The sequence below is a fragment of the Sanguibacter keddieii DSM 10542 genome (genome assembly GCF_000024925.1).
Taxonomy (GTDB): Bacteria; Actinomycetota; Actinomycetes; order Actinomycetales; family Cellulomonadaceae; genus Sanguibacter; species Sanguibacter keddieii.
Genome location: NC_013521.1, coordinates 3417894 through 3442416 on the forward strand (window position 1 = coordinate 3417894; position 24523 = coordinate 3442416).

General features: G+C 71.8%; 26 protein-coding genes and 1 riboswitch. Of the genes, 8 read left to right on the forward strand and 18 right to left on the reverse strand.

The window, feature by feature from the left end:
* The first annotated feature begins 53 nt into the window (after positions 1-53).
* From SKED_RS15065 to SKED_RS15090, 6 genes are all read left to right on the forward strand, one after another.
* Positions 54-878: a hypothetical protein gene (locus SKED_RS15065; protein WP_012868034.1), complete on the forward strand. Its 825-nt coding sequence runs from the start codon at positions 54-56 to the stop codon at positions 876-878.
* Positions 875-1360, forward strand: coding sequence for an SRPBCC family protein (locus SKED_RS15070; RefSeq protein WP_012868035.1), 486 nt, complete (start codon positions 875-877; stop codon positions 1358-1360). Before SKED_RS15065 ends, SKED_RS15070 begins: the two co-directional genes overlap by 4 nt.
* A 145-nt stretch (positions 1361-1505) precedes the next feature.
* The gene (ddaH, locus tag SKED_RS15075; protein WP_012868036.1) at positions 1506-2345 is read left to right on the forward strand and encodes a dimethylargininase; all 840 of its coding nucleotides are present in this window, start codon (positions 1506-1508) and stop codon (positions 2343-2345) included.
* A 12-nt stretch (positions 2346-2357) separates the two neighbouring features.
* Complete coding sequence (gene rocD / locus SKED_RS15080; RefSeq protein ID WP_012868037.1) at positions 2358-3572, forward strand: ornithine--oxo-acid transaminase; 1215 nt, start codon at positions 2358-2360, stop codon at positions 3570-3572.
* 80 nt (positions 3573-3652) lie between these two features.
* The gene (locus tag SKED_RS15085; RefSeq protein WP_012868038.1) at positions 3653-4714 is read left to right on the forward strand and encodes a daunorubicin resistance protein DrrA family ABC transporter ATP-binding protein; all 1062 of its coding nucleotides are present in this window, start codon (positions 3653-3655) and stop codon (positions 4712-4714) included.
* Positions 4711-5544 carry an ABC transporter permease gene (locus SKED_RS15090; protein WP_012868039.1) on the forward strand — a complete coding sequence of 278 codons (834 nt, stop codon included), beginning with the start codon at positions 4711-4713 and terminating at the stop codon, positions 5542-5544. Before SKED_RS15085 ends, SKED_RS15090 begins: the two co-directional genes overlap by 4 nt.
* A gap of 39 nt (positions 5545-5583) precedes the next feature.
* Here the strand turns inward: SKED_RS15090 and SKED_RS15095 are convergent, their stop codons facing one another.
* From SKED_RS15095 to SKED_RS15110, 4 genes are all read right to left on the reverse strand, one after another.
* Positions 5584-6057, reverse strand: a complete 474-nt coding sequence (locus SKED_RS15095; protein ID WP_012868040.1) for a hypothetical protein — start codon at positions 6055-6057, stop codon at positions 5584-5586.
* A 127-nt stretch (positions 6058-6184) separates the two neighbouring features.
* Positions 6185-7102, reverse strand: coding sequence for a universal stress protein (locus SKED_RS15100; protein WP_012868041.1), 918 nt, complete (start codon positions 7100-7102; stop codon positions 6185-6187).
* A gap of 249 nt (positions 7103-7351) precedes the next feature.
* The gene (locus SKED_RS15105; RefSeq protein WP_012868042.1) at positions 7352-8137 is read right to left on the reverse strand and encodes a C40 family peptidase; all 786 of its coding nucleotides are present in this window, start codon (positions 8135-8137) and stop codon (positions 7352-7354) included.
* Between the two features lie 46 nt (positions 8138-8183).
* A riboswitch (cyclic di-AMP (ydaO/yuaA leader) is annotated at positions 8184-8351 on the reverse strand.
* Positions 8352-8475: 124 nt separating this feature from the next.
* Entirely contained in the window at positions 8476-9186 is a 711-nt protein-coding gene (locus SKED_RS15110) for an iron-dependent transcriptional repressor DtxR (protein WP_012868043.1), read from the reverse strand.
* A gap of 192 nt (positions 9187-9378) precedes the next feature.
* Here SKED_RS15110 and serC point away from each other — a divergent pair, with 192 nt between their 5' ends.
* Positions 9379-10515 (forward strand): phosphoserine transaminase, encoded by a 1137-nt coding sequence (gene serC, locus SKED_RS15115; RefSeq protein ID WP_012868044.1) that lies wholly within the window; start codon positions 9379-9381, stop codon positions 10513-10515.
* Positions 10516-10639: 124 nt separating this feature from the next.
* Here the strand turns inward: serC and SKED_RS15120 are convergent, their stop codons facing one another.
* The 4 genes from SKED_RS15120 to SKED_RS15135 form a co-directional block, all read right to left on the reverse strand.
* A complete protein-coding gene (locus SKED_RS15120; RefSeq protein ID WP_012868045.1) occupies positions 10640-11998 on the reverse strand; it encodes an MFS transporter in 1359 nt (452 codons plus the stop codon).
* Entirely contained in the window at positions 11995-12432 is a 438-nt protein-coding gene (locus tag SKED_RS15125) for a MarR family winged helix-turn-helix transcriptional regulator (RefSeq protein WP_012868046.1), read from the reverse strand. Before SKED_RS15125 ends, SKED_RS15120 begins: the two co-directional genes overlap by 4 nt.
* A 71-nt stretch (positions 12433-12503) precedes the next feature.
* Positions 12504-13751, reverse strand: a complete 1248-nt coding sequence (gene manA / locus SKED_RS15130; protein WP_012868047.1) for a mannose-6-phosphate isomerase, class I — start codon at positions 13749-13751, stop codon at positions 12504-12506.
* Positions 13752-13891: 140 nt separating this feature from the next.
* Positions 13892-15376 (reverse strand): NCS2 family permease, encoded by a 1485-nt coding sequence (locus tag SKED_RS15135; RefSeq protein ID WP_012868048.1) that lies wholly within the window; start codon positions 15374-15376, stop codon positions 13892-13894.
* An 86-nt stretch (positions 15377-15462) separates the two neighbouring features.
* Between SKED_RS15135 and SKED_RS15140 the strand changes: the two genes are divergently transcribed.
* Complete coding sequence (locus SKED_RS15140; RefSeq protein WP_012868049.1) at positions 15463-15759, forward strand: hypothetical protein; 297 nt, start codon at positions 15463-15465, stop codon at positions 15757-15759.
* A gap of 93 nt (positions 15760-15852) precedes the next feature.
* Here SKED_RS15140 and SKED_RS15145 read toward each other — a convergent pair whose 3' ends face one another.
* From SKED_RS15145 to SKED_RS15190, 10 genes are all read right to left on the reverse strand, one after another.
* Positions 15853-16530: a hypothetical protein gene (locus SKED_RS15145; protein ID WP_012868050.1), complete on the reverse strand. Its 678-nt coding sequence runs from the start codon at positions 16528-16530 to the stop codon at positions 15853-15855.
* Positions 16531-16679: 149 nt separating this feature from the next.
* Positions 16680-17171 (reverse strand): hypothetical protein, encoded by a 492-nt coding sequence (locus SKED_RS15150; protein WP_012868051.1) that lies wholly within the window; start codon positions 17169-17171, stop codon positions 16680-16682.
* Positions 17168-17527 carry a response regulator gene (locus SKED_RS15155; RefSeq protein WP_012868052.1) on the reverse strand — a complete coding sequence of 120 codons (360 nt, stop codon included), beginning with the start codon at positions 17525-17527 and terminating at the stop codon, positions 17168-17170. The genes SKED_RS15150 and SKED_RS15155 overlap by 4 nt, the downstream gene beginning before the upstream one ends.
* A gap of 41 nt (positions 17528-17568) precedes the next feature.
* The gene (locus tag SKED_RS15160; RefSeq protein ID WP_012868053.1) at positions 17569-18042 is read right to left on the reverse strand and encodes a chemotaxis protein CheX; all 474 of its coding nucleotides are present in this window, start codon (positions 18040-18042) and stop codon (positions 17569-17571) included.
* Complete coding sequence (locus SKED_RS15165; protein WP_042438122.1) at positions 18039-18422, reverse strand: response regulator; 384 nt, start codon at positions 18420-18422, stop codon at positions 18039-18041. Before SKED_RS15165 ends, SKED_RS15160 begins: the two co-directional genes overlap by 4 nt.
* A complete protein-coding gene (locus SKED_RS15170) occupies positions 18419-19237 on the reverse strand; it encodes a CheR family methyltransferase (RefSeq protein WP_012868055.1) in 819 nt (272 codons plus the stop codon). Before SKED_RS15170 ends, SKED_RS15165 begins: the two co-directional genes overlap by 4 nt.
* The gene (locus SKED_RS15175; RefSeq protein WP_012868056.1) at positions 19234-20346 is read right to left on the reverse strand and encodes a protein-glutamate methylesterase/protein-glutamine glutaminase; all 1113 of its coding nucleotides are present in this window, start codon (positions 20344-20346) and stop codon (positions 19234-19236) included. Before SKED_RS15175 ends, SKED_RS15170 begins: the two co-directional genes overlap by 4 nt.
* Before the next feature lie 27 nt (positions 20347-20373).
* The gene (locus tag SKED_RS15180; protein ID WP_012868057.1) at positions 20374-22125 is read right to left on the reverse strand and encodes a methyl-accepting chemotaxis protein; all 1752 of its coding nucleotides are present in this window, start codon (positions 22123-22125) and stop codon (positions 20374-20376) included.
* Positions 22122-23252 (reverse strand): multiple monosaccharide ABC transporter substrate-binding protein, encoded by a 1131-nt coding sequence (chvE, locus tag SKED_RS15185; RefSeq protein WP_012868058.1) that lies wholly within the window; start codon positions 23250-23252, stop codon positions 22122-22124. Before chvE ends, SKED_RS15180 begins: the two co-directional genes overlap by 4 nt.
* A gap of 5 nt (positions 23253-23257) precedes the next feature.
* Entirely contained in the window at positions 23258-24481 is a 1224-nt protein-coding gene (locus tag SKED_RS15190; RefSeq protein ID WP_012868059.1) for a methyl-accepting chemotaxis protein, read from the reverse strand.
* Positions 24482-24523 lie beyond the last annotated feature (42 nt).

Below are 24523 nucleotides of genomic sequence, written 5' to 3' on the forward strand. Positions count from 1 at the left end.
TCCCCCACTTCACGCCCCCTCTCACGACCTGCCGACCCCTGCAAGGAGACACCGTGGACCAGAAGCTGTCGTTCGTCCGGACGCCGCTGATCGACGCCGCGCTCGACCAGGCGCTCACGCTGCCGTCGTCGACGGTGCGCGCCCACGTCGACAGCCTGCGCCGCAAGAACCCCGAGGCCTCGCCCCAGCAGATCATCAACCTGCTCACCCGCGAGTACTCGCTCGTGCTCCAGGGAGCGGGAGGCGCGGTCGGCGCGGCCGCGGCCTTCCCCGGCGTCGGGACGGGCGTCTCGATGATCCTCAGCGGCGGGGACGTCGCGACCTTCTTCAGCGCGTCGGCCGCCTACGCGCTCTGCGTCGCCGAGGTGCACGGCGTCGAGGGCGACGACCTCGACCGTCGCCGCGCGCTGCTGCTCGCGACGGTGCTCGGCGAGTCCGGCGCCCGGTCCGTGGAGGAGGTGTCCGGCAAGTCGGCAGCGGCCTGGGGCACCGCCCTCATGACCACCATGCCCAAGAGCACCATCCGGCAGGTCAACAAGGTCCTCACCCGACGGTTCGTCAAGCGGCAGATCGCCAAGCAGACCTCCCTGATGATGGGACGCATCATCCCGTTCGGCATCGGCGCCGTCGTCGGTGTCGCGGGTGGTCGGGCGCTCGCGAAGACCGTGGTGCACCAGGCCACCAAGGCCTTCGGGCCGGCACCGGCCCAGTTCGCGCGGGCGGTGGCGCCGGCGCGGTCGAAGGGCGTGCCGGAGGACGGCCTGCTCGTCGACCCGCGAGGGGGTGCCGGGTCGAAGATCCCGCTGGTCGACCGGGCACGTCGTGCGCGGCTGGGCCGCGGCTCGCGACGCATCACCTCCAGCACGGACAAGTCATGACGCGCGTCGCGGTCACCCGGGTCCTCCCGGGGCAGCCCGACGAGGTCTTCGACCTCGTGGCCGACGTCCGCCACCACTCGCGCTGGATCCCGCTGACCTGGGGCTCGTTCCCCACGGACGCGTCGGGGCACCCGCTCGCCCCGGGCCCGCTCCCCCGCGGTGCCCGGTTCACGATGTTCAGCCACCCGGGCATCGTCGACCGCATGGAGGTCGTCGGCCTGGAGCGCCCCACGGCCGGCTCCCCGGGAGCCGACGAGCGCCACCGCCTCGTGCTGCGCAAGGCCGGTCCACTGCTGCTCGGGACGGCCGGGATCGACGTGGAGCCCGTCGACCACGCGTCGAGCCTGGTGACGTGGTGGGAAGAGGTCTACCTCGCCGGCCCGCTCCCGGCGCGGTTCACCGCGCCGCTGCTCGCGGTGCCGCTCGGCCTGATGCTGCGCCTCGCGCTGCACCGGGTCGCGCGCGAGGTCGACGCCGGCTGACAGGAGTGCCGCTCCTCCGCGCGATCTCACGGCTCTCGGCGTAGTGTCGGGCATCACACCGACCGTGTGACCAGCGACCGGGCACCACCCGGACGCTCCCGACGTGACCTCGGCACCCCCCGAGGCCTCTCCCAGGAGCCCGCCCATGACCACAGCCCCCGCCGCCCGAGCCCGCCGCTACCTCATGTGCCGTCCGGAGCACTTCACCGTCAGCTACGAGATCAACCCGTGGATGGACGTGAGCCGCCCGACGGACACCGCGCGGGCCGTCCAGCAGTGGGAGCGGCTCCGTGACGTGTACCTCGACCTCGGGCACACCGTGGACCTCGTCGAGCCCGTCGCCGGCCTCCCCGACATGGTCTACGCGGCCAACGGCGCGACGGTGGTCGACGGCGTCGTCTACAGCGCCCGGTTCACGCACCCCGAGCGCCAGCCCGAGGCCGACGTGTACCTGCGGTGGTTCGCCGAGAACGGCTTCGAGGTGCACAGCGCCCGCGAGCGCAACGAGGGTGAGGGCGACATCCTCACGGTGGGTCCCCTGACGCTCGCCGGGACGGGCTTCCGCACCGACACCGCGGCGCACGCCGAGGCGGCAGGGCTGTGGGGCCGCGAGGTCGTGACGCTCGAGCTGGTCGACCCGCGCTTCTACCACCTCGACACCGCGCTGACGGTCCTCGAGGGTTCCGAGGGCGGGACGACCCCGGGTGTCGTCGCCTACTACCCGGACGCCTTCTCCGCGGAGAGCCGGGCGCGGCTCTCCGACCTCTTCCCGGACGCCGTGCACGCCGTCGAGTCCGACGCGACCGTGCTCGGGCTCAACGCGGTCTCCGACGGCCTCCACGTGGTCCTCAACCCCGCCGCGACCCGCCTGCAGGGGCAGCTCGTCGAGCGTGGCTACGAACCGATCGGCGTCGACACCACCGAGCTGCTGCTCGGCGGCGGCGGCGCGAAGTGCTGCACGCTCGAGATCCGGGCGGCGGGCTGAGAGGAGCCGGAGATGGACACCACGCACGTCGAGGTCAGGGACCACCTGGTGCACAACTACGCACCGCTCCCCGTGACCGTCGCGCAGGGCGAGGGCTCGTGGGTGACCGACGTCGAGGGCCACCGGTACCTCGACATGCTGTCCGGCTACTCCGCCCTGAACTTCGGGCACCGCCACCCCGCGCTGGTCGCCGCGGCCACCGCGCAGCTGGGCCGCGTGACGCTGACGTCGCGTGCCTTCGACAACGACCAGCTCGGTCCCTTCGCCGACGAGCTCTGCGCACTGGTCGAGGGGTCGCTCGCCCTCGACGGGACGCACGCCGCGATGCTCCCCATGAACACCGGGGCCGAGGCGGTCGAGACGGCGGTCAAGGCCGTGCGCAAGTGGGGCCACCGCCGCGGGATCACCGAGCCGACCATCATCGTCGGCAGCGACAACTTCCACGGGCGCACCACCACGGTCGTGTCCTTCTCGACCGACGACGAGGCCCGCGAGGGCTACGGGCCGTTCACGCCAGGGTTCCGCGTGGTGCCGTACGGCGATGCAGAGGCTGTCGCCGCCGCGATCGACGAGACCACGGTCGCGGTGCTCATGGAGCCCATCCAGGGCGAGGCCGGCGTGGTCGTGCCCCCGCCCGGGTACTGGGCGTCGCTGCGGACGGTGTGCGATGACGCCGGCATCCTGCTGGTCGCCGACGAGATCCAGTCCGGGCTCGGGCGCACGGGGACGACCCTGGCGTGCGAGCTCTGGAACGTCCGGCCCGACCTGGTGACGCTCGGCAAGGCCCTCGGCGGCGGGATCCTCCCCGTGAGCGCTGTCGTCGGCCGGGCCGACGTGCTCGACGTCTTCACCCCGGGGACGCACGGGTCGACCTTCGGGGGCAACCCGCTCGCGAGCGCCGTGGGCCGCGCCGTGGTGCGCCTGCTCGACTCCGGGGAGGTCCAGGAGCGCGCGGCGACGCTCGGCGCGCACCTCCAGCTGCGGCTCGACGAGCTCGTCGAGACCGAGCTGCTCGCCGAGGTGCGCGGCGCCGGCCTGTGGGCCGGGATCGACCTCACGCCGGCCTGGCCGTCCGGGCGCGAGCTGTGCCTCGCGCTGCGTGACGCCGGCGTCCTCGCCAAGGACACCCACGGTGCGACGGTGCGCCTGGCGCCACCGCTGACCATCACCGAGGACGACCTCGACCTGGGGATCGACCGGCTGCGGGACGTGCTCGCGTCCCGCTGACCGCCGATCTTCCCGATCCCCGCGCGCAACTGCGCAAGAAAGGAGTAGCCGCGGGCACAGCGGGCGCACAGGATGAGGACATGAGCGACTACGCGATCGAGGCGCACGGCCTCGTCAAGCACTTCGGGTCCACCCGAGCGGTCGACGGCATCGACCTCGAGGTCCCCGCCGGGACCGTCTACGGCGTGCTGGGCCCCAACGGGGCAGGCAAGACCACCGCGGTGCGGATGCTCGCGACCCTGCTGCGGCCCGACGCCGGCACCGCCCGGATCCTCGGCCACGACATCCTCCGCGAGGCCGACACCGTCCGCAGCCTCGTCGGCCTCACCGGGCAGTACGCCTCGGTCGACGAGGACCTCACCGGCGCCGAGAACCTCATGGTGCTCGCGCGCCTCTACGGGTTCTCCCGGCCCGCAGCCCGTCGGCGCGGCGCCGACCTTCTCGAGGCCTTCGACCTCACCGAGGCGGCCGGCAAGCAGGTCAAGACGTACTCGGGCGGCATGCGGCGGCGCATCGACCTCGCCGCGAGCCTCGTGATGAGCCCCGCGGTGCTGTTCCTCGACGAGCCCACCACCGGCCTCGACCCGCGCAGCCGCAACGACGTGTGGGACATCGTCCGGGTGCTCGTGGACGACGGCGCCACGGTGCTGCTCACCACCCAGTACCTCGAGGAGGCAGACCAGCTGGCGAACCGCATCGCCGTCGTCGACCACGGGAAGGTCATCGCCGAGGGCACCGCCACGGAGCTCAAGAGCTCGGTGGGGTCGGGCTCGGTCCAGCTGCGCCTGGCCGACCCGTCACGCCGCGACGAGGCGGCGCGCATCGTCGCCGGCCTGCTCGGCGAGCCCGACGCCGTCTCGCTGTCCCCCGACCCGGCGGCGCTCTCGGCACGCATCGACAGCAGTGCCGACGGCTCCGCACGCGCCCACCAGATCCTGCCGAGGCTGCACGACGCGGGGATCCACGTCCCCGAGTTCTCGCTCGGCCAGCCGAGCCTCGACGAGGTGTTCCTCGCGCTCACGGGTCAGCCGACAGGCACAGGTCAGCCGACAGACACAGGGAAGCCGACAGACTCGACCCAGGGCACCGAGGCCGGGCCGGGCTCCGCGGCCGGGCAGACCACCGAGGAGGCCACCTCATGAGCACCACCGACAACCCCACCACCGCGGCCACGTCGCTGCGGTCTGCCGTCTCCCTCGAGGTCCGGCCCGGCCGGCCGTCGCCGATCGAGAACACGCTCACCTTCGCGTGGCGCGCCCTGCTGAAGATCAAGCACGTGCCCGAGCAGCTCTTCGACGTGACGCTCACCCCGATCATCTTCACGCTGATGTTCACGTACCTGTTCGGCGGGGCGATCGCGGGCGACACCTCCACCTACCTGCAGTTCCTGCTGCCCGGGATCCTCGTGCAGACCGTGCTGATCATCACCGTGTACACGGGGTTCACGCTCAACACGGACATCACCAAGGGGGTGTTCGACAGGTTCCGCTCGCTGCCCATCTGGCGTCCCGCGCCGATCGTCGGCGCGCTCCTCGGGGACACCGTCCGCTACACCATCGCGTCGGTCATCACGCTCGGCCTCGGGCTGATCCTCGGGTACCGCCCGGGCGGTGGCGTGGCCGGCACGCTCGCCGCGATCGCCCTGCTGCTCGTCTTCGCGTTCTCGCTCAGCTGGATCTTCACGATCTTCGGGCTGCTGATGCGCACCCCCAACGCCGTCATGGGCGTGTCCATGCTCATCCTCATGCCGCTGACCTTCGCGTCCAACATCTTCGTCGACCCGGCGACGATGCCGTCGGCGCTGCGCGCCTTCGTCGACGTCAACCCGGTGACGCACCTCGTCACCGCGATCCGGGGCCTCATGGGCGGCGGGGCAGCGTTCTCCGACGTGGTGTGGGTGCTCGTGGCCTCGGCCGCGCTGACCCTGGTGTTCGCGCCGATCACGATGCGGCTCTACCGGACCAAGAGCTGACGGGACCGCTCTCCGCGGGCGGCTCTCCGCCGCCCTCGGTCAGCTGGGCTCCCAGGTCACGGCGCCTCCCCCGGTGCCCGTCAGCCCGCCGAGCGCGTGGCCGACGATCGTCCCGACGAGACCGTCCCCCGGGTCACCCCAGAGGTCGACCAGCACGATGCCGTCGGCGGCCCGTGTCGTCGCGCGGCGCACCTCGGACGGAGACCACCCCGGGTCCAGGCGCAGCGTGCCGAGCAGCTCGGCGGGCAGGACCCCGGAGAACCTCCCTGTCTCGTGCCGCAGGGTCAACGTGCCGGCGGCGGTCGTCAGGACAGCGCGGACGTACCCGCGCGCCTCGTCGTAGCAGCCCGTCACCTTGCCGGCGCGGGAGTCGGTCGTCGCGGGGTGGCGCTCGGTCAGCAGGACCGAGGTCCTCCCGCCTGGACCGGTCGACGACAGCACGCGCAGCAGCACCGGGTCAGCGTGCTGGGCTGAGGATCGACCGACGCGGACGGCGGGCAGGGTGCGGTTCATGAGAGCTCCTCCGACGGGTCGCCGTGACTCGACGACACTGGAGCCCCACGATGCCCGGGCGGGCGTGGGCTCGGCGTGAGCGGAGAGAGGCCTGGGCCCCATGGCCGACGACGACCGCCCGCGGCTGTCAGCTCTCGGGGATCTCGCAGTGCTTGTTGACCACGAGCACGGGGCAGGTGGAGTGGTGCAGCACGGCCTGGCTCGTGGAGCCCAGGAGGAGGCCGGCGAAGCCGCCGCGGCCGCGTGAGCCGACGACCAGCAGGTCGCTCGCCTCGGAGAACTCGGTGAGCAGCTCGGCGCCGCTGCCGTCGAGCACGATCCGGCGGATGGTGGTGCCCGGGTGCGCAGCCTCGGCCTTGTCGACGATCGCGTCGAGGCCGTCGGTGACGTCGGCGAGGACCTGCTCGTGGTCGATCGCGGCGGGCAGCCAGGCCAGCATCCCGGCGCCGGCACCGACCGGCACCCCGGCGACGGCGACGAGCTCGGCGCCCCACAGGTTCGCCTGGTGGATGGCTGCGTGGAGGGCCCCGTAGGCCGAGGGCGAGCCGTCGACGCCGACCACGACCCGCTTCATCGGATGGGTGGGGACGTCCGCGTCCGGGTCGCCGCTGCCGCGGTAGGGGACGACGACCGTCGGGCAGTGCCCGTGCGCAGGGAGGGCCGAGGACACGGTACCGAGGAGACGTTCGGCGAAGCCGCCGCGACCGCGCGTCCCGACGACGGCGAGGGCGAAGTCCTTGGAGCGCTCGACGAGCACCCCGGCGGCGTCCCCGGCGGCGAGCTCGGTGGTCACGGTCACGCCGGACCGTGCGGCGCGTGCGCGGGCGTCGTCGAGGACAGACCGTGCGCCGTCCTGGATGGCGTTGTCGTCGAGAGCGGCGTACCCGCCGTCGAGGGACGCCGCGGCGAAGGAGGGCAGGGAGTAGGCGCAGACCACCGTGATGGGCTGTCCGCTGCGCGTCGCGTGCGCGACCGCCCAGTCGAGCGCGTGGAGGCTCGAGACCGAGCCGTCGACGCCGACGATGATGGCATCAGAGTGCGACATGGCATTCCCTCCTGCATGACGGACGAGCAACCGTGCTTGTCCGGTACATTACCCGCTCATGACGCGGAGAACACCCTGTTCGCGCAGCCGAGACCGAGCGTGTCACGACGGGACCGGCCGCGCCTCGGCGACCGGCCCCGAGAGGCCCGAGGCGCGTCGGGCCGTCCGGGCTCTCAGACGCACGAAGGCCCGGACCGCAGTGCGGTCCAGGCCTTCGAGGCGATGCGTCTGCCGAGGCAGGACGACGTGTCAGCCGATACGGATGAACGTCGGGTTCGTCTGCCAGATCTCGCGGAACTGGATGCTCTTGCCGGGGCGCGGAGCGTCGATCTGCGAGTTGCCACCGGCGTAGATGGCGATGTGGCCGGGGGACGCGATGAGGTCGCCGGGCTGGGCGTCCTCGCGGGACACGACGGTCCCGGCCTGTGCCTGTGCACCCGACTGGCGCGGCAGGTTGATGCCGAGCTGGGCGAACACGTACTGCGTGAAGCCGGAGCAGTCGAAGCCGTCCGGGGAGGCGCCGCCCGAGACGTACGGGACGCCCACGTAGCGGCCCGCGATGTCGAGGACGGCAGAGCCGCTCGCCGACGCGGGGACAGCAGCCGCTGCCTCGACCGGAGCCTCGGCCGCGACCTCGACGGGGGCCGCAGCCTCGGTCTCGGTCTGCGTGTCGGTGGCGATCGACGTGCGCTCGGCCGTGCGGGAGGCGGCGGCAGGTGCGCGCACCGGCTCCGGCTCGGGCTCAGGCTCGGGAGCAGGGGTGACGACCATGTCGATCTGCTCGACGGTCCACGAGGCGTCCGCGGCGACCGTGACGGCGGGAGCCGTGCTGAGGGCTGCGCGGGCCTCTGCCTTGAGCGAGGTGACGTCGACGGTCGAGACCGACGCGTCGGTGGGGAGGGGAGCTGCCGAGGCAGAGGTGGCGCCCATCAGGGAGACGATGAGGCCGGAGGACGCTGCCACGAGGGCCGTCCGACGTCCGACGGTCGCTGCGTTGCCGGTCGCCGCGGTGGCGATCGAGCTCAGCGGCGCCATGGGACGCCGTGCCGCGCGGTGGCGGGCACGAGTAGTACTAGTAGTCACGTTTTCTCCAGTACGCCTGCGAGGTCAGCTGTCGGGTTCGGGTAGGAGATGCACCCGGCCTCACGGCCGTCGAGACGGTCGTGGGGCTTCACCCCGAGGACGCTGTGAACAGCGCCCAGATTTGGGTCCCCCGTCCCTGCCAGCGGGTTGTCGGCGGCTCTCGCAGTGGCAGGGTTAGGCGTTCTGCGCGAGCGCGTCATGGGCTTTCATACCGATGACGCCTCATGAAGGTACAACAGGAGTTCGTCGAATGTCACGTTCAGATCACGACGAAAAATGTGACCCAGGTCTCACCTGGCGACGAAGATGTGACGGGAGACCTCTTCGGGCAGATCGAGTACCAGGTCAGCGCCCTCCACACCCACCGACACACCCGCGCCGGACTCGAGGATCGTGACGACGATCTCTCCCGACGGGACGACGCCGGCCGACGACAGGCGCTCCAGGAGCTCCACGTCCGTCTGCAGCGGCTCGCCGAGACGGGCCACGGTCGCGGAGAACGGGCCGTCCGCGAGCGCGCGGCGCGAGACGACCACCGGGAGCGACTCGACACCGTCGAGGAAGTCGACGGCGGGCGCCACCTCACCGAGCTCGGAGAGGCCGGGGATCGGGTTGCCGTACGGGGAGAAGTGCGGGTGGTCGAGCAGGTCGATGAGGCGCTTCTCGACGCGGTCGCTCATCACGTGCTCCCAGCGGCAGGCCTCTTCGTGGACGAAGGCCCAGTCGAGCCCGATGACGTCGGTGAGGAGGCGCTCGGTGAGCCGGTGCTTGCGCATGACGCGCATGGCCTTGGTGGCCCCGACCTCGGTCAGCTCGAGGTGACGGTCACCGCTCACGACGACCAGACCGTCGCGCTCCATGCGCGCCACCGTCTGCGAGACCGTCGGGCCCGAGTGCCCCAGGCGCTCCGCGATGCGCGCCCGGAGCGGCACGATGCCCTCTTCGGTCAGCTCGTAGATCGTCTTCAGGTACATCTCGGTGGTGTCGATCAGGTCGCTCACGCGTTCCTCCAGTGCGTCAGGTGGCGTCGGACGATCCCGGACAACAGCTGCCAGGACCGACCTGAGAGCCCTCGGGTGGCACTCGGGTCGCCCTCGGGGCCGGTGAGGGCCCCGCTGCGTCGTCGACACGTCTTCTCCGGACAGCCTATCCCGCTCTGTGCAGCCGCGGCACGTCCCCGATCACCGGACGCTATGGTGGGCGACGTGACTGCCACGCCAAGCATCCCAGCCGCCCTCCTGCCCGCCGACGGCCGCTTCGGGAGCGGCCCGGGCAAGGTGCGCGACGCACAGCTCGATGCGCTCGCCGCGACGGGGCGCAGCCTCCTCGGCACGTCCCACCGCCAGCCCCCTGTGAAGGACCTCGTCGGCCGTGTCCGGTCGGGCCTCTCCGAGCTGTTCTCCGTGCCGGACGGGTACGAGGTCATCCTCGGCAACGGCGGCTCCACCGCCTTCTGGGACGCGGCCACCTTCTCCCTCGTGCGCGACCGCGCGGCGCACGGGGTGTTCGGCGAGTTCGGCGCCAAGTTCTCGGCCGCGACCGCGGGCGCACCGTTCCTCGAGCCCTCTGCTGTCACCACGGGAGCACCGGGCACCGTCGCGCTGCCTGCCGCGCACCCCGACGCCGACGTCTACGCGTGGGCGCACAACGAGACCTCGACCGGAGCGATGGCCCCCGTGCGCCGCGTCGCCGGCGCCTCGGCCGACGCGCTCACCGTCATCGACGCGACCTCGGGGGCCGGCGGGCTGCCCGTCGACATCTCCGAGACGGACGTCTACTACTTCGCGCCCCAGAAGTCCTTCGCGTCGGACGGCGGCCTGTGGCTCGCCGTCGTGTCACCGGCGGCCGTCGAACGCATCGGCGAGATCGCGGTCAAAGGCCGGTGGATCCCCGAGTTCCTGTCGCTGCAGAACGCCGTGACGAACTCTCGTGCGAACCAGACGCTCAACACCCCGGCGATCGCCACCCTGTTCCTGCTCGGCGAGCAGGTGCGGTGGATGCTCGACCAGGGCGGCCTCGACTGGGCGGCGGCCCGGACCGCCGAGTCGGCCGCGCACCTGTACTCCTGGGCGGAGAGCCGCGAGTGGGCGACGCCGTTCGTCGCCGACCCCGCCGACCGGTCGACCGTCGTCGGCACGATCGACCTCGACGAGCGGGTCGACGCGACCGAGATCGCCCGCGTCCTGCGCGCGCACGGCGTCGTCGACGTCGACCCCTACCGCAAGCTCGGCCGCAACCAGCTCCGCGTCGCGATGTTCCCCTCCGTCGACCCCTCCGACGTCCAGGCCCTCACCGCCTGCGTCGACCACCTCGTCGAGCACTCGGGCTGACCTGCTGGACGACCGGCTGAGCCGGCGCAGACCACGACAGAGGCCGGGGACATCCCCGGCCTCTGTCGTGTGCGACCTCTGTCGTGCCCGGACCCGCTGCAGGGCCGCGCCCGCGCCCCGTGGGTCAGGCCGCGGTCGTGCGGTCCTTGGCCTCCTGGACGCCGAGGCCGTCGGCCACGTCGCGTCGGGCGTCGGCCTCGGCCGGGCGGGGCGAGTCGATGGTCGAGGGTCCGTAGGTGACCTCGACGTGGGGTCGGTGGAACACCTGGTACTTCACGGTGTAGTCCCAGTTGTGCTTGGTCCACAGTGCCGCGCCGGCCGCGACCAGCAGGGCGGTGATGGAGCCGACGCCGATCGCCCACCGGGCGCCGAAGGTCTCGGCGATCCAGCCGACGAGCGGGGAGCCGATGGGCGTCGCCCCGAGGAACACCATCATGTAGAGCGCCATGACCCGCCCGCGCATCTGCGGCTCCGTGGTCATCTGGATGGTGGAGTTCGCCGCGGTGAGCATGGTGAGGCTCGAGAACCCGACGGGGATGCTCATGAGCGCGTAGGTCCAGTACGTCGGCATGATCGCCATGAGCCCGGTCGACACGCCGAAGGCGAAGGCAGAGCCGATGACGAGGCGCACCCGCGGACGCTCACGGCGCGCCGCGAGGAGCGCGCCGGCCAGGGAGCCGATCGCGAGGATCGACCCGAGGATCCCGTACTCCCCCGCACCCTTGCCGAACTCGGCGGTCGCCATGACCGCGGAGGTCAGCTGGAAGTTGAGGCCGAAGGTGGACACGACGCACACCACGCACATGATGACGACGATGTCGCTGCGGTTGCGGACGTACCGCACGCCCTCGCGGATCTGCCCCTTGGCTCGCGCCGTGACCGGCAGCCGGTTGAGCTCGCTGATCCGCATCCGGGTCATCGCGACGATCACCGCGGCGAAGGTCAGCCCGTTGATGATGAACATCCACCCGGGGCCGAAGGCCGCGATGAGCAGGCCGGCGGCACCGGGGCCGACGAGGCGGGCGGCGTTGAAGCCCGCGGAGTTGAGGCCCACGGCGTTCGACAGCTTCTCCTTGGGCACCATCTCGGCGACGAAGGTCTGGCGCACCGGGTTGTCGATGGCCGTGACGCAGCCGAGCAGCGCGGCGAACACGTACACGTGCCACAGCTCGGCGTAGCCGGAGAGCACCAGGGCACCGAGGGCGAGGGCGAGCACACCGAGCGCGGACTGCGTGAGGATCAGCAGCTTGCGGCGGTCGACGCGGTCGGCGAGCACGCCGGCCCACGCGGACAGCGCGAGCACCGGGAGGAACTGCAGGGCGGTGACGATGCCGACGGCGGTCCCCGAGTTGTCCGTGAGGACGGTGAGCACGAGCCAGTCCTGGGCGACGCGCTGCATCCAGGTCCCGACGTTCGCCACGAGGGCGGCGCTGAACCAGAGTCTGTAGTTGTAGTACCTCAGGGAGGCGAAGGTAGGGCTCATCGACTGGCGATCCTCACGAGCAGCTCGCTCGCCGCTGCGAGCGTCTGCCGTTCTTCGGGGGTCAGCTGACCCAGGTTCTTCGTCAACCAGGCCTCGCGGCGTCGCCTGGTCTCTCTCACTTCGTCACGGCCCGTGGTCGTCAGCTCGACGAGGACGAGCCTCTTGTCGGTCTCGTGGCCGACCTTGGTCACGAGACCCAGCTCGGCGAGCGCGTTGACCGTGCGCGTCATCGACGGCGGGCGGATGTGCTCGTGGTCGGCGAGCGCTCCGGGTGTCATCGGTCCGTGCTTGTAGATCGTGGTCAGGACGGCGAACTGTCCCTCAGGGAGGTCGGCCTCACCGCGCTGGTTCCGCAGGCGTCGGGAGATCCGGGTCAACGCCACACGGAGCTGACCTCCGAGCGTTCCGGGGGCGCAGGCATCAGGTGTGGTCACTGTTCTTACCCTAACTCATTACCCTAGGTAACAACAGGGGTCTGGGGCAGGGAGATGCGGGACACCCCGGGCTACGGCACGTAGGCCACGACCACCTGTCCGTGCCCGTCGAGGGCGAAGTGCCCCACGTCGTGCGGCACGAAGGCCGACTCGCCGCGCTCGAGCGTGACCAGGGGGCCGAGCGCGCCGGACAGGGTCAGGCGCCCCTCGAGGCACAGCACGACCCGTGGGCCACCGTGGGTGACCAGGGCGTGTCCGGACACCGCGCCGAACAGCAGGGAGAACTCCGCGACCGGGGCCCGGTACGCGGTGAGGCCGCCCGGCTCCGCGCGCAGCACCGGGCGCTGCGGGGGGCTCGAGGCGTAGCTCGCGCACGACAGCAGCTCGTCGACGTCGACCCGCTTGGCGGTCAGCCCGGCGCGCAGGACGTTGTCCGAGCTCGCCATGACCTCCACCCCCACCCCGGACAGGTAGGCGTGCACCTCCCCCGCGCCGAGGAACACGGCCTCGCCGGGCTCGAGCGACACCCGGTTGAGCATGAGGGACACGAGCGCCCCCGGGTCGCCGGGGAAGGCCTCGGCGAGGTCGAGCAGCGTCTGGTCGCCGCGGGAGGTCGAGCGTCCGGCCGCGATGCGCGCGCGCACGGAGTCGACGGTCGCGGCGATGTCCGTCGCGCAGTCGGTCTCCCGCGCTGCGAGCGCCACCTCGAAGGCCGCGCGGACGCCGGCCGGGTCGGGCGAGGCACGGAGCGTGGCGCGCATGCGGGCCACGTGCTCGCCGGCGAGCCCGTCGAGCAGCGCGAGGGTCCGTGCCGGCCGCCGGAAGCCGCAGAGCCCCTCGAAGGGGGTGAGCGCGAGGATCATCTCGGGCTTGTGCTGGTCGTCCTTGTAGTTGCGCGACGGCGCGTCGAGCGGGACCCCGGCGAGGTTCTCACGCCGGAAGCCGGCACGTGCGACGTGCGGGTGCGGGTGCACCTGCAGGGAGAGCGGCTTGTCGGCGGCCAGCACCTTGAGCAGGTAGGGCAGCCGCGGGCCGTAGCCCTCGACGACCGCCCGACCGAGCAGCGCGTCGGGCGAAGACCGCAGCAGGCTCGCGAGGTCCACGGGTGCCGGGTCGGTGACCGGCCCGGGCGCCCGGGTCGCCGAGGCCGACGGCTCGACAGTTGCCATCGACGGGGCCAAGGGGTGCGCACCGAGCCACATCTCGGCCACCGGTCCGCCGTCGGGCTCGGTCCCGAGGAGCTCGGGGATCACCGTGGGAGACCCCCACGCGTACCGCTGCAGCGTGTTGGTCAGCCGGTAGACGCTACTGGGTTCCACAGCAGTAGACCCTACGACAGAGCCCGCCCCACGCACCGACGGCCCAGACGCACTCATGGCCGGGGCGCGACCGCGAAGCACTCCGTGGAGCACCTCGCCGTCGCGCCCCGGCCATGAGAGTGGGGGCGGAGCGGCTGGGGTCAGAAGACGCCGAGGGTCTCGCCGAGGGGGCCGCGGACGAAGTACAGGACGAACAGGACCGCGGCGACCCACATGAGCGGGTGCACCTGGCGGACCTTGCCGACCGCGATGCGGATGACGACGAAGGTGATGAAGCCCGCGCCGATGCCCGCGGTGATCGAGAAGGTGAAGGGCATGACGATGATCGTGAGGAAGGCCGGGATGGCCAGCTCCATGTTCTTCCAGTCGATGCCGGTCACCTGCATGACCATGAGGAACCCGACGACCACGAGCGCCGGGGTGGCCGCCTCGGAGGGCACCATCTCGACGAGCGGCGCGAAGAGCGTCGCGAGCAGGAAGGCGACACCGGTGACGACCGACGCGAGACCCGTGCGGGCACCGTCCCCGACACCCGCGGCGGACTCGACGTACCCGGTGTTCGACGAGACACCACCGGCACCGCCGGCGATGGCCGCGACCGAGTCGACGACGAGGATCTGGCGGGTCTTGGGCAGGTTGCCGTCCTTGTCGACGAGCCCGGCCTCGGAGCCGACCGCGACCATGGTGCCCATGGTGTCGAAGAAGTCGGCGAGCAGCAGGGAGAAGACGAGGAGGATGACCGCGACGGCGCCGATCTTCTCGAAGGACCCGAAGAGCGAGAACTGACCGAGCAGCGAGAAGTCGGGCCAGTCGACGACGCTGTCGGGGAGCGTCGGGACGTTGAGCTTCCAGCCGTGGGAGTTGAGGACGCCGTCAGGGCCCATCATCCCGCCGACCTTGGCGACAGCCTCGATGACGAGGGCGACGACCGTGGACGCGACGATCGAGATGAGGATCGCGCCCTTGACCTTGCGGACCATGAGCACGATCGCGGTGAGCACACCGAAGACGAAGACGAGCAGCGGCCACCCGGCGACCGAACCGGCGACGCCGAGCTCGACCGGCGTGCCGGCGCCCGGGCGCACGAAGCCTGCGTCGACCATGCCGACGAAGGCGATGAAGAGACCGATGCCGACGCTGATCGCGACCTTGAGCTCGGGCGGCACGGCGCGGAACACGGCCTCCCGGAACCCGGTGAGGACCAGCAGCAGGATGATGATGCCCTCGAGCACCACGATGCCCATGGCGTCGGCCCAGGTCATGTCCGGCAGCGACGCGATGGAGTACGCGACGACCGCGTTGAGGCCCATGCCGGCCGCGAGCGCGAGCGGGAAGTTCGCGACGAGCCCCATGACGATCGACAGCACGCCCGCGATGAGCGCGGTGGCTGCGGCGATCATCGTGATGTTCGGCTCGTCGGTCCCGCCGCCGAGCAGCTGGCCGGTGCCGTCCTGGACGTTGCCGAGGATGATCGGGTTGAGCACGATGATGTAGCTCATCGCGAAGAAGGTGACGAGGCCACCCCGGACCTCTGAGGTGAGCGAGGAGCCCCGCTCCGAGATCTTGAAGAATCGGTCGATCGCGCCTGCGGGCGCGGGTGTCTCACGGGTTGTGCTGTTGGCCATGGGGACAAGTGTGCCCGACCGGTCGGCGCACCTCGCACACCGTCTCGTCACCGTCACGACACACGGGGAGCGCCTAGGCTGAGGGGGTGCGCACCTCCCTCGAGCTCTTCCTCCACCCGGAGCGTCGCCGACCAGGCCCGCAGCCTCGTCAGGTCGACCTGCGCCGCGCGATCCTCGCCGGTCTCGGCGTCTGGGCCCTCGCCGCGGCGGTCCTCGGCGTGATCGGTCTCACCACCGACCTCGCCGTCCGCTCGAACCTCGTGGTGTGCGCGACCGGCGCCGGGCTCGGGCTGCTCGCGCTCGCGTGGGAGCAGAACAACCGGCGCCGCTACCGTGCGGTCGCCGAGACCGTCGACGTGGTCCGGGCGCCCGAGCAGCACTGAGCCGGGCAGGGCCTCGGCCCGCTGGCTCCGAGGTGACGCCCCTACGGCTCCGACATCCCTGTCGTCCGTATCACCGCGACTCTGTCGCCCGCGTCACCGCGACGCCTCCGGAGCCGCGTGCAGCAGCGCCGACCGCACCTCGTCGGCGAGCGCGTCGGCCGACGGCCCGCGTCGCGCGAGCGTGCTCAGCACCGCGAGCAGGTCGCCGGGGGTGCTCAGCCAGCCGCGCGTGCTGGGCTCGGACACGAGGACCCGCAGGAGCGCCTCGACCACGCGGGCGTGCGGCTCCCAGTAGCCCCGCCCGGCGAAGCCGTCGCAGCGCACCACCTCGACCCCGCCCGCCGTCGTGACCTCGACGTCGAAGGCAGCCCCCTCGGGGTACCACTCGATGCCGACCGTGCCCACCACCGCCGCGACGACCGTCGAGAGCACACCCGGGTACCGCCACCGGGTCAGCGGCGCGTCGACCTCGACCGCCGCGAGGTCGCGCCACGCGGTGACGACCCACGGCGAGGCGAGGGCGGGCTGCTGGGCGTCTGGGTCGTCAGGGGCGTCTGGGTCCTCAGAGGAACCGGGGTCGTCAGGGTCGTCCCAGTCGTCGTCTCCGTCGCCCTCGTCCTCGTAGTCCTGGTCGTCCTCGTCACCGACGCCGTCCTCCGTCGCCTTCCACCCGGGCGTGTGCACGCCGTCGGGCCGCAGCCGCACGTGCAGGCCTCCGGGGTCCCCGAGGCACAGGACGCCTCCTCTGACGTTCGCGTGAGCGAGCCGCACCCGCACTCCTTCTGCTCGGCAGAGCCGGTCGTGGCCCTGCCCCATCCTGCACCAGGTCCTGGACGCACGACGGCCCCGGCACGCTGAGGTGCCGGGGCCGTGCGGACGCCGCTCGCAGGACCTGCCGAGCAGCGTGGGGTCTCGCGTGGTCAGCTGTTGATGACCAGCACCGAGAGCGTCCCCGGGCCGTACCCGGAGACGTCGCACTCGAGGTCGAGCCGCGGCACGTACGCGAGGACCCACGACGCCACGTCGTTGGGCAGCGCGCTCTTGGGCGGGTGCACGCTGCTGAGCCGCAGGTGCGGGGCACCCTCGGCGTTGAACAGCGACGCCATGACGTTGAGGATCTCGCCGGCGTTCTCGAGCAGGACGTCCGTGAGCTCGCCGGCCCCCACGGCGTTCTCCGACGCGTGCGAGGGCATGAGCGCGATGGACGCCCCCGCCCGCGCGGCGAGCGGCACGTCCATGACGACGAGCGCGTTCAGCTGCATCTGGTCGGAGACGAACTCGGCGACGAGCGCGCCGTCCTCGCTCCCCGGGTCGACCATCGGCCCACCGGTGACGACCTCGACCTCACGGCCGAGCAGACCCTCGAGGAGCTCGCGGACCTCGAGGGCGCTCGGCAGGGGCGTGCCGGTCATGCGAGCACCGGGTCGATGGTCTCGCGGACGGACTCCGCGGTGAAGGGCTTGGCGATGAGGAACAGCGCACCGGCGGCCTCCGCCTGGTCGCGCATCTCCTGCGAGCCCTCGGAGGTGATGAAGCCGAAGGGGATCATGCAGCCGGCCTGGCGGAGCGCCTGGAGCGCCTCGATCCCGGTGGCGTTGGGCATGTTCCAGTCCGACAGGATGAGGTCGGGGTTCTCGGCGAGGGCCATGTCGTAGGCCTCCTGCCCGTCGGTGGCCTCGATGATCTGCCAGTCGTACCCTGCCTGGCGCAGGGTACGGATCACGATCTGCCGCATCACGCGGCTGTCGTCGGCAACTAGGACGTACATAAGGGGGTTCCTCTCCTGCTTCTGCTGCTACGTGCTTCGGGTCAGACCAGCGACCACAGCGACACGACGAGGACGTGGCCTCGCCAGTCGAGGGCGATGTCCTGCAAGAACTGGTTCTCGGGCAGCTCGGGGGCGGTCTGCGCGACCGACGGGAGCGACAGCACGGCCGGGGCGGCGAGCAACGACTTCACGTTACCGCCCACGACGTTGGCGAGCTCGCCGAACGCGTCGACGAGGTCCTCCTGGCCGACGGCCTCCGAGGCGGCCATCATGAGCAGCGCCCGCGTCAGCTGGTCCGCGGCCGGGCGCTCGGTGCGCACGATCGTGCGGACGCCGAGGCCGAGCTCGGCGACCGTCATGTCGACCCACGCGCACAGCGGCTCGACCGGTGCGGGCACCGGCTCGTGGCGCTCGGTCACGAGCACCTCGCTGCCGCCGTCGATCATGGCGGCGAAGACGTCCTCGGTGATGGCCAGGATCTGCTCCCGGCTGACGGTCACGAGTCCGGCGATCATGCGATCTCCTCCACGGGGAGCAGCCCGAGCAGCTCCAGCTTGTCCCGGAGCGCGTCCGGGGTGAACGGTTTGATGAGGTACTCGTGGGCGCCGGCCGCGAGCGCACGGACGATCTGCCCGTGCTCGCTCTCGGTCGTCACCATCATGAGCGTGATGCCGCGCCAGGCGCGGTTCTCGCGGACCTTCGTGACGAAGGTCAGGCCGTCCATGACCGGCATGTTCCAGTCGATGCACGCGAGCTGGAACTCGTCCCCGACCTCGAGGGCGTCGAGGGCCTGCTGGCCGTCGCCGGCCTCGACCGTCTCGTAGCCGAGATCGGTCAGGACCGATGACACGATGCGGCGCATCGTCCGAGAGTCGTCGATCACGAGTGCTTTCATGCTGGTCTCCCTGAGTTCTGGTAGATCGAGCTCCGGCCCACCTGGACACGGGTCCAGGCGTCGTCGATGCCGACGGTGGTCTCGGCAGCGCCGAGGACGAGGAACCCGCCCGGGCGCATCGTCGTGCGCAGGCGTCGCAGGATGTCCCGCTTCACCTCGACGTCGAAGTAGATGAGGACGTTGCGCAGGAAGACGATGTCGAAGGGTCCTCCTGCCGGCGGTGCGCTCAGCAGGTTGTGCTTGCTGAACCGCACCGTCGAGCGGATGTCGTCGGCGATCTGCCACTGCGCGCCGACCTTGGTGAAGTGCTTGACGAGGAAGGTGACCGGGAGGCCCCGGTTGACCTCGAGCTGGGAGTAGAGACCGGCCCGGGCCTTGTCGAGCACCTCGCCCGACAGGTCGGTCGCGGTGATCTCGGCCCGGCGGGCGCCGAGCTGCTCGCGCAGCACCATCGCGATCGAGTAGGGCTCCTGCCCGGTCGAGCACGCGGCGGACCAGATGCGCAGGGGTGCGCCCGGCAGCAGCCGGCTGGTGGCCTCGGGGAGGATGTGGTCGGTGAGCGCCTGGAACGGCAGCGCGTCACGGAACCAGCTGGTCTCGTTGGTGGTGAGCGCCTCGACGATGAGCTCGGCCTCGAGCTGGTCGGGGCGGGTGCGCTGGCTGCGCACGTACTCGTCGACGGTCACGTTGCGCCGCCGTGCGAGCGGCAGCAGCCGGCTCTCGACGAGGTACTCCTTGCCGGGTGCGAGGTGGATCGCGCTGCGGGAGCGGACCAGATCAGCGACGAAGGTGAAGCTCTCCGTGGTCAGGCTCACTGTGACACCTCCTGTGCTCCGGTGCTCGCCTGGACGAGCGCCGAGATGGTCTGCCCGATCTCGAGGATCGGGACGATGCGGTGCGCGTAGCCGGCCTGGGCGGTGACGCCCGGCATGCCCCACACGACCGAGGTCTTCTCGTCCTGGACGACGATCGTGCCGCCGGCCTCGGCGATGGCGCCCGAGCCGGCCTTGCCGTCGGCGCCCATCCCCGTGAGGATCACGCCGAGGAGGTCCGGCCCGATGGCGCCGAGGACCGAGCGGAAGAGCACGTCGACCGACGGGCGGCAGAAGTTCACCGGTGCGCCGTGGGTGATCCGTGCCCGGAGGTTCCCGGCCTTGCCGTCGACCTCGAGGTGCGTGTCGCCCGGGGCGATGTAGATGCCGCCGGGGACGAGCGGCTGGCCGTCCTCCGCCTCGACGACGGTCGACGGCCCGAGGCGGTCGAGCCGGTTCGCGAGCTGGCGCGTGAACACGGCCGGCATGTGCTGGACGACGAGCATCGGCACGGGCAGCGGGACGGTGAGCCGCTCGACGACGCGCGAGAGCGCCTCGGGCCCACCGGTCGAGCAGCCGAGGACGACGGCGCGCACCGGGTGACGGCGTGCCCCCTGCCGCGGGGTCGCGGACCGGGCGGCGGGGACGGCGGCCACGGCGGCCCGGGCCGGCGCGACGGCACCGGTCCGGGGCGCCTGGGCCCGGGCCCCGGGGACGAGGGCGCGGATCTTCGGGATGAGCTGGTCGGCGACGGCCGCGAGGGACTCGTTGATGGAGCCGACGTTCGAGGGCTTCGCGACGTAGTCGGAGGCCCCGGCCGACAGCGCGTCGAGCGTCGCGGTCGCGCCACGCTCGGTGAGCGTCGAGAACATGATGATGGGCATCTGGTGCCCGCGCTTGCGCAGCTCGCGCACCGCCTCGACGCCGTTCATCTCGGGCATCTCGATGTCCATGGTGACCGCGTCGGGGCGCAGCTGCTCGACCTTGGCGAGCGCCAGCCTCCCGTTCGCGGCCGTGGACACCACCTCGACGTCAGGGTCGCTCTCGAGAGCCTGGACGACGAGCCGGCGGATCACCACCGAGTCGTCGACCACGAGAACACGGATCGTCATGAGAGCACCTTGTCTGTCAGGGGGAGGTCAGACCGCGAACGCCGCGGTCTGGGTACGGAGGTCGGCCGAGGCCGCCGTGAGCTCGTCGACGGTCTGGCCCATGCGGGCCACGACGTCGGAGGACTGGGAGGCGACGGCCGCGACGGAGCCGATGTGCACGGCGATCTCGCCGGCGCCCGCGGCAGCCTCAGTGATGCCGCGGCTCATCTCGTTGGTCGTCGCGGTCTGCTCCTCGACGGCCGAGGCGATGGTCATCTGGTAGTCGCTGATCGTGCGGATGATCCCCGAGATCTCGGAGATGGCCGTGACGGTCGAGCCGGTCTGCGACTGGATCTCGGCGATGCGGCGCGCGACGTCCTCGGCGGCGCGCCCCGACTCCCCCGCGAGCTCCTTGACCTCGTGCGCGACCACCGCGAAGCCCTTGCCGGCCTCGCCGGCGCGCGCGGCCTCGATGGTCGCGTTGAGGGCCAGCAGGTTGGTCTGCTCGGCGATGCTCGTGATCGCCTTGACGACGGTGCCGATGGCCTGGGACGACTCCCCGAGCAGCCGCACCGACTCGGCGGTGGACTCGGAGACCTGGACCGCCTGCGCGGCGACCTTCGCGGCCTCGTCGGCCGAGCCGGCGATCTCGCGGATCGACGCGCCCATCTGCTCCGCGCCGGCGGCGACGGACTGGATGGTGCGCGAGACCAGCTCGGCGGCCTCGGTCGCGACGGCCGCCTGCGCGCTCGTCGCCTCTGCCCCGCCGGACACCTGGGTGTTGGCGGCGCCGAGGTCCTCGGCGTTCTGGGCCACAGCGGTCGCGGTGCTCACCACGCCGGTCATGGCGCCGCGCAGGTTGGACACGGCGAGGTCGTAGGACTGGGACATCTGCCCGAGCTCGTCGCGGCTGAGCACGTCGACCTCGTGGGTGAGGTCACCGGTCGCGAGGGACTCGAGGGCACCCTGGACGGACCGGATGCCCGACGTGATGCGTCGCACGACGAGCACCGCGAGCGTCACCGAGAGCCCTGCCCCGACCAGGAAGGACACCCCGAGCACGATGATGGTGCGGGAGACGTCGGCCTGGGCGTCGTGGAGCACCTCGGCGACCTGGAAGTCGATCTGGCCCTGCGCGAGCAGCAGCGCGCGCCCGGCGCGGTCGGGGTCGGCGGCGACGTCGGCCGCGAGGGCCTGCTCGACGCCGTCGACGTCGCCGGCCTCGACGAGGGGCAGCACGACGCCGTCGCGGTACGCGGTCCACTCCCCCCACCGGGTGACGAAGTCCTGCCACTGCTGGGTGCCGGACTGCTCGAAGGTCTCGACGTCGGCGATGAGGCGCTCGACGGTCGTGTCGTTCCAGTCGGAGGAGGTGAGGAGCTGGGTGCGCAGCGCGTCGTCGGGTGCTGCGGCCGCGCGGCGGACGAGCAGCTGGCTCGTGGCCTGCGCGGCGCGGAGGTCGCCGAGGTCGCCCTGGAGCTCGCCGGTGAGCGTGTTCACCTGGTCGAGGTGGTCGGCGGCGCGCCCGAGCGCGAGCGCCGCGACGCCTCCGACGGAGGCGAAGACGACGCCCATGACCACGAGCGACGTGCCGATCTTCACGGCGACGGGACGGTCCCAGAACCACCGGGCACGGGATGCGCGGGGCTCGCGGGCAGAGGGCTTCTCGCCGGGGCGCCCGGGGGCGGAGGAGCTGGCTGGCCGCTGCTGGGCAGCCGCGCCGTCACGGGGCGCGGTGCCGCTGCGGGGCGCGGGTGTGCTGGCTGTGGTGCGTGCAGGCCTGGTCGACGTCGTCGTCATCGCAGGTCCTCCTCGGTGTAGTAGCCGCCGCCGACCAGCAGCGACTCGTAGTTCGTGGCGGTCACCACGACGGGGGCGAGCAGGTAGGTCGGGACGGTCGTGACACCGTTGTCGTACGAGGTGACGTCGTTGACCTCGGGCGCGGTGCCCTTGAGGAGCGCGTCGCCCATGGCGACGGTGACCTCGGCGAGCTGGCGGGTGTCCTTGTAGATGCTCGAGTACTGCTCGCCGGCGATCACGGACTTGATCGACGGCGCCTCGGCGTCCTGCCCGACGACCACGGGCAGCGGCCGGGCGGCAGTGCCGTAGCCCGCGCCCTTGAGGACGTCGATGATGGCGATCGAGATGCCGTCGTACGGGGACAGGACGCCGTCGATCACCAGGTCGGTGCCGGAGTACACGCTGTCGAGCAGGCGGGTCATGCGCTCGCCGCCGACCTTGGCGTCCCACGCCTCGATCGCGATGGTCGCGAAGTCCGTCTCGCCCGACGGCACCTCGAGCACACCCGAGTCCAGGTACGGCTGGAGGACGCTGAAGGCACCCTCGTAGAACACCGTCGCGTTGTTGTCGTCCGACGACCCGGCGAACACCTCGACCGTGTACGGCCCTTCTTCGCCGGTCGGCTCGCCCGCCTCGTCGAGGACCCCGAGGCCCTGGAGCAGCGAGGTGGCCTGCTGGGTGCCGACGCGGAAGTTGTCGAAGGTCGCGTAGTAGTCGACGTCCGGTGACTCCCGGATGAGCCGGTCGTAGGCGATGACCGGGATGCCGGCGTCTGCCGCCTGCGCGAGCTGGTCGGTGAGCGCCGTGCCGTCGATCGACCCGACCACGAGGAGGTCCGCCCCGGCGTCGATCATCGACTGGAGCTGGTCCACCTGGGTGGGGACGTCGTTCTCGGCGTACTGCAGGTCGACCTGGTACCCGAGGGCCTCGAGCTGCGCCTTGAGGTTGTCCCCGTCCTCGATCCACCGCAACGACGTGGTCGTCGGCATCGCGACGCCCACGAGGGAGCCGTCGGCGCCGGCGGCGTCCGTCGAGCATCCTGCGAGGGCGAGCGGTGCGGCGAGGAGCAGCACGACGGCCGGCGCGATCAGGCGCGACGGCGAGGGTGGGCGGGAGAAGGACATCATCGGCCTCAGATCGTGAAGTGGGACACCTGGGACCGGAGGTCCCCGGAGAGGTCGGCGAGCTCGGTGACCGTGCCGCCGACGGCAGTGAGCACACCGGAGGAGGTGTGCGCGGACTCGGCGACGTCGGTGATCGTCGCGGAGATCTCAGAGGCCCCGGCAGCGGCGTCGCTGACGGAGCGGGTCATCTCGTTGGTCGTGGCGGTCTGCTCCTCGACCGCCGAGGCGATGGTCAGCTGGTAGTCGTTGATGCTCGCGATGATCGACGAGATCTCACCGATCGCCGCGACCGCGGACGTCGTCTGCTCCTGCACCTGCGTGATCCGCCGCGCGATGTCCTCCGCAGCCCGACCCGACTCCGCAGCCAGGTCCTTGACCTCCGAGGCCACCACCGCGAAGCCCTTGCCCGCCTCACCCGCACGGGCCGCCTCGATCGTCGCGTTCAGCGCCAGCAGGTTCGTCTGCTCCGCGATGCTCGTGATCACCTTGACCACCGACCCGATCTCCCGCGACGTCTCGCCGAGCGCACCGACGGTCGCCGCGGTCGAGTTGGAGAAGGTGACGGCCTGGCTCGCGACCTTCGCGGCGTCGTTGGCGTTGGTCGCGATCTCACGGATCGACGCGCCCATCTGCTCGGCTCCGGCGGCGACGGTCTGCACGTTGCGCGAGACCTGCTCGGCAGCCGTCGCGGCGACGCCCGCCTGGGTGCTGGTCTGGCTGACGCCCCCGGCCACCTGCGTGTTGGCTGCGGCGAGGTCGTCGGCCTTGCTGGCCACCGACCCGGCCGCGAGGGCGACCTGGGTGAGGGTGCCGCGCAGCTCGCCGCGGGCGATCTCGAAGGAGTCGACGATCGAGCCGACCTCGTCGGAGTCGACGTGGACGGCGGGGTGCGTGAGGTCGCCGGCGGCGAGCTGGTCGATCGAGCCGCGCAGCATCTCGATGCTGCGACGGACCCGGGCGTTGACCGCGACCGTGAGGACGGTGCAGCAGATCGCGCCGATGACGAAGGCGACGGCGAGCACGGCGAGCGTGCGCGTCGCCTCCTGCTCGGCGGCGGTCGCGAGCTCTGCCGCGGCGACGGGGTCGGCCTCGGCCGACACGGCCCGCAGGCTCGACGCCGCGCTGCGCAGGGCCAGGGCACCGAGCCCGCCGACGACCGCGAAGACCGCCCCCATGAGCACCAGCGGTGCCGAGAACTTCACGCCGACGGGACGGTTCCAGAACCACTGCATCGTTCTCAACTCCTGCTGTGTGACGGGGCCGCGCAGGACTGC

What these genes read in the sequence shown, in the direction of transcription:
- SKED_RS15085 (WP_012868038.1), top strand. Translation starts at nt 3,653, where the DNA reads ATGAGCGACTACGCGATCGAGGCGCACGGCCTCGTCAAGCACTTCGGG.
- SKED_RS15135 (WP_012868048.1), bottom strand. Translation starts at nt 15,376, where the DNA reads ATGGCCAACAGCACAACCCGTGAGACACCCGCGCCCGCAGGCGCGATC.
- SKED_RS15120 (WP_012868045.1), bottom strand. Translation starts at nt 11,998, where the DNA reads ATGAGCCCTACCTTCGCCTCCCTGAGGTACTACAACTACAGACTCTGG.
- SKED_RS15180 (WP_012868057.1), bottom strand. Translation starts at nt 22,125, where the DNA reads ATGACGACGACGTCGACCAGGCCTGCACGCACCACAGCCAGCACACCC.
- ddaH (WP_012868036.1), top strand. Translation starts at nt 1,506, where the DNA reads ATGACCACAGCCCCCGCCGCCCGAGCCCGCCGCTACCTCATGTGCCGT.
- SKED_RS15105 (WP_012868042.1), bottom strand. Translation starts at nt 8,137, where the DNA reads ATGGCGCCGCTGAGCTCGATCGCCACCGCGGCGACCGGCAACGCAGCG.
- SKED_RS15155 (WP_012868052.1), bottom strand. Translation starts at nt 17,527, where the DNA reads ATGTACGTCCTAGTTGCCGACGACAGCCGCGTGATGCGGCAGATCGTG.
- serC (WP_012868044.1), top strand. Translation starts at nt 9,379, where the DNA reads ATGGTGGGCGACGTGACTGCCACGCCAAGCATCCCAGCCGCCCTCCTG.
- SKED_RS15165 (WP_042438122.1), bottom strand. Translation starts at nt 18,422, where the DNA reads ATGAAAGCACTCGTGATCGACGACTCTCGGACGATGCGCCGCATCGTG.
- SKED_RS15090 (WP_012868039.1), top strand. Translation starts at nt 4,711, where the DNA reads ATGAGCACCACCGACAACCCCACCACCGCGGCCACGTCGCTGCGGTCT.
- SKED_RS15070 (WP_012868035.1), top strand. Translation starts at nt 875, where the DNA reads ATGACGCGCGTCGCGGTCACCCGGGTCCTCCCGGGGCAGCCCGACGAG.
- SKED_RS15190 (WP_012868059.1), bottom strand. Translation starts at nt 24,481, where the DNA reads ATGCAGTGGTTCTGGAACCGTCCCGTCGGCGTGAAGTTCTCGGCACCG.
- SKED_RS15160 (WP_012868053.1), bottom strand. Translation starts at nt 18,042, where the DNA reads ATGATCGCCGGACTCGTGACCGTCAGCCGGGAGCAGATCCTGGCCATC.
- SKED_RS15100 (WP_012868041.1), bottom strand. Translation starts at nt 7,102, where the DNA reads ATGTCGCACTCTGATGCCATCATCGTCGGCGTCGACGGCTCGGTCTCG.
- SKED_RS15150 (WP_012868051.1), bottom strand. Translation starts at nt 17,171, where the DNA reads ATGACCGGCACGCCCCTGCCGAGCGCCCTCGAGGTCCGCGAGCTCCTC.
- SKED_RS15095 (WP_012868040.1), bottom strand. Translation starts at nt 6,057, where the DNA reads ATGAACCGCACCCTGCCCGCCGTCCGCGTCGGTCGATCCTCAGCCCAG.
- chvE (WP_012868058.1), bottom strand. Translation starts at nt 23,252, where the DNA reads ATGATGTCCTTCTCCCGCCCACCCTCGCCGTCGCGCCTGATCGCGCCG.
- SKED_RS15175 (WP_012868056.1), bottom strand. Translation starts at nt 20,346, where the DNA reads ATGACGATCCGTGTTCTCGTGGTCGACGACTCGGTGGTGATCCGCCGG.
- rocD (WP_012868037.1), top strand. Translation starts at nt 2,358, where the DNA reads ATGGACACCACGCACGTCGAGGTCAGGGACCACCTGGTGCACAACTAC.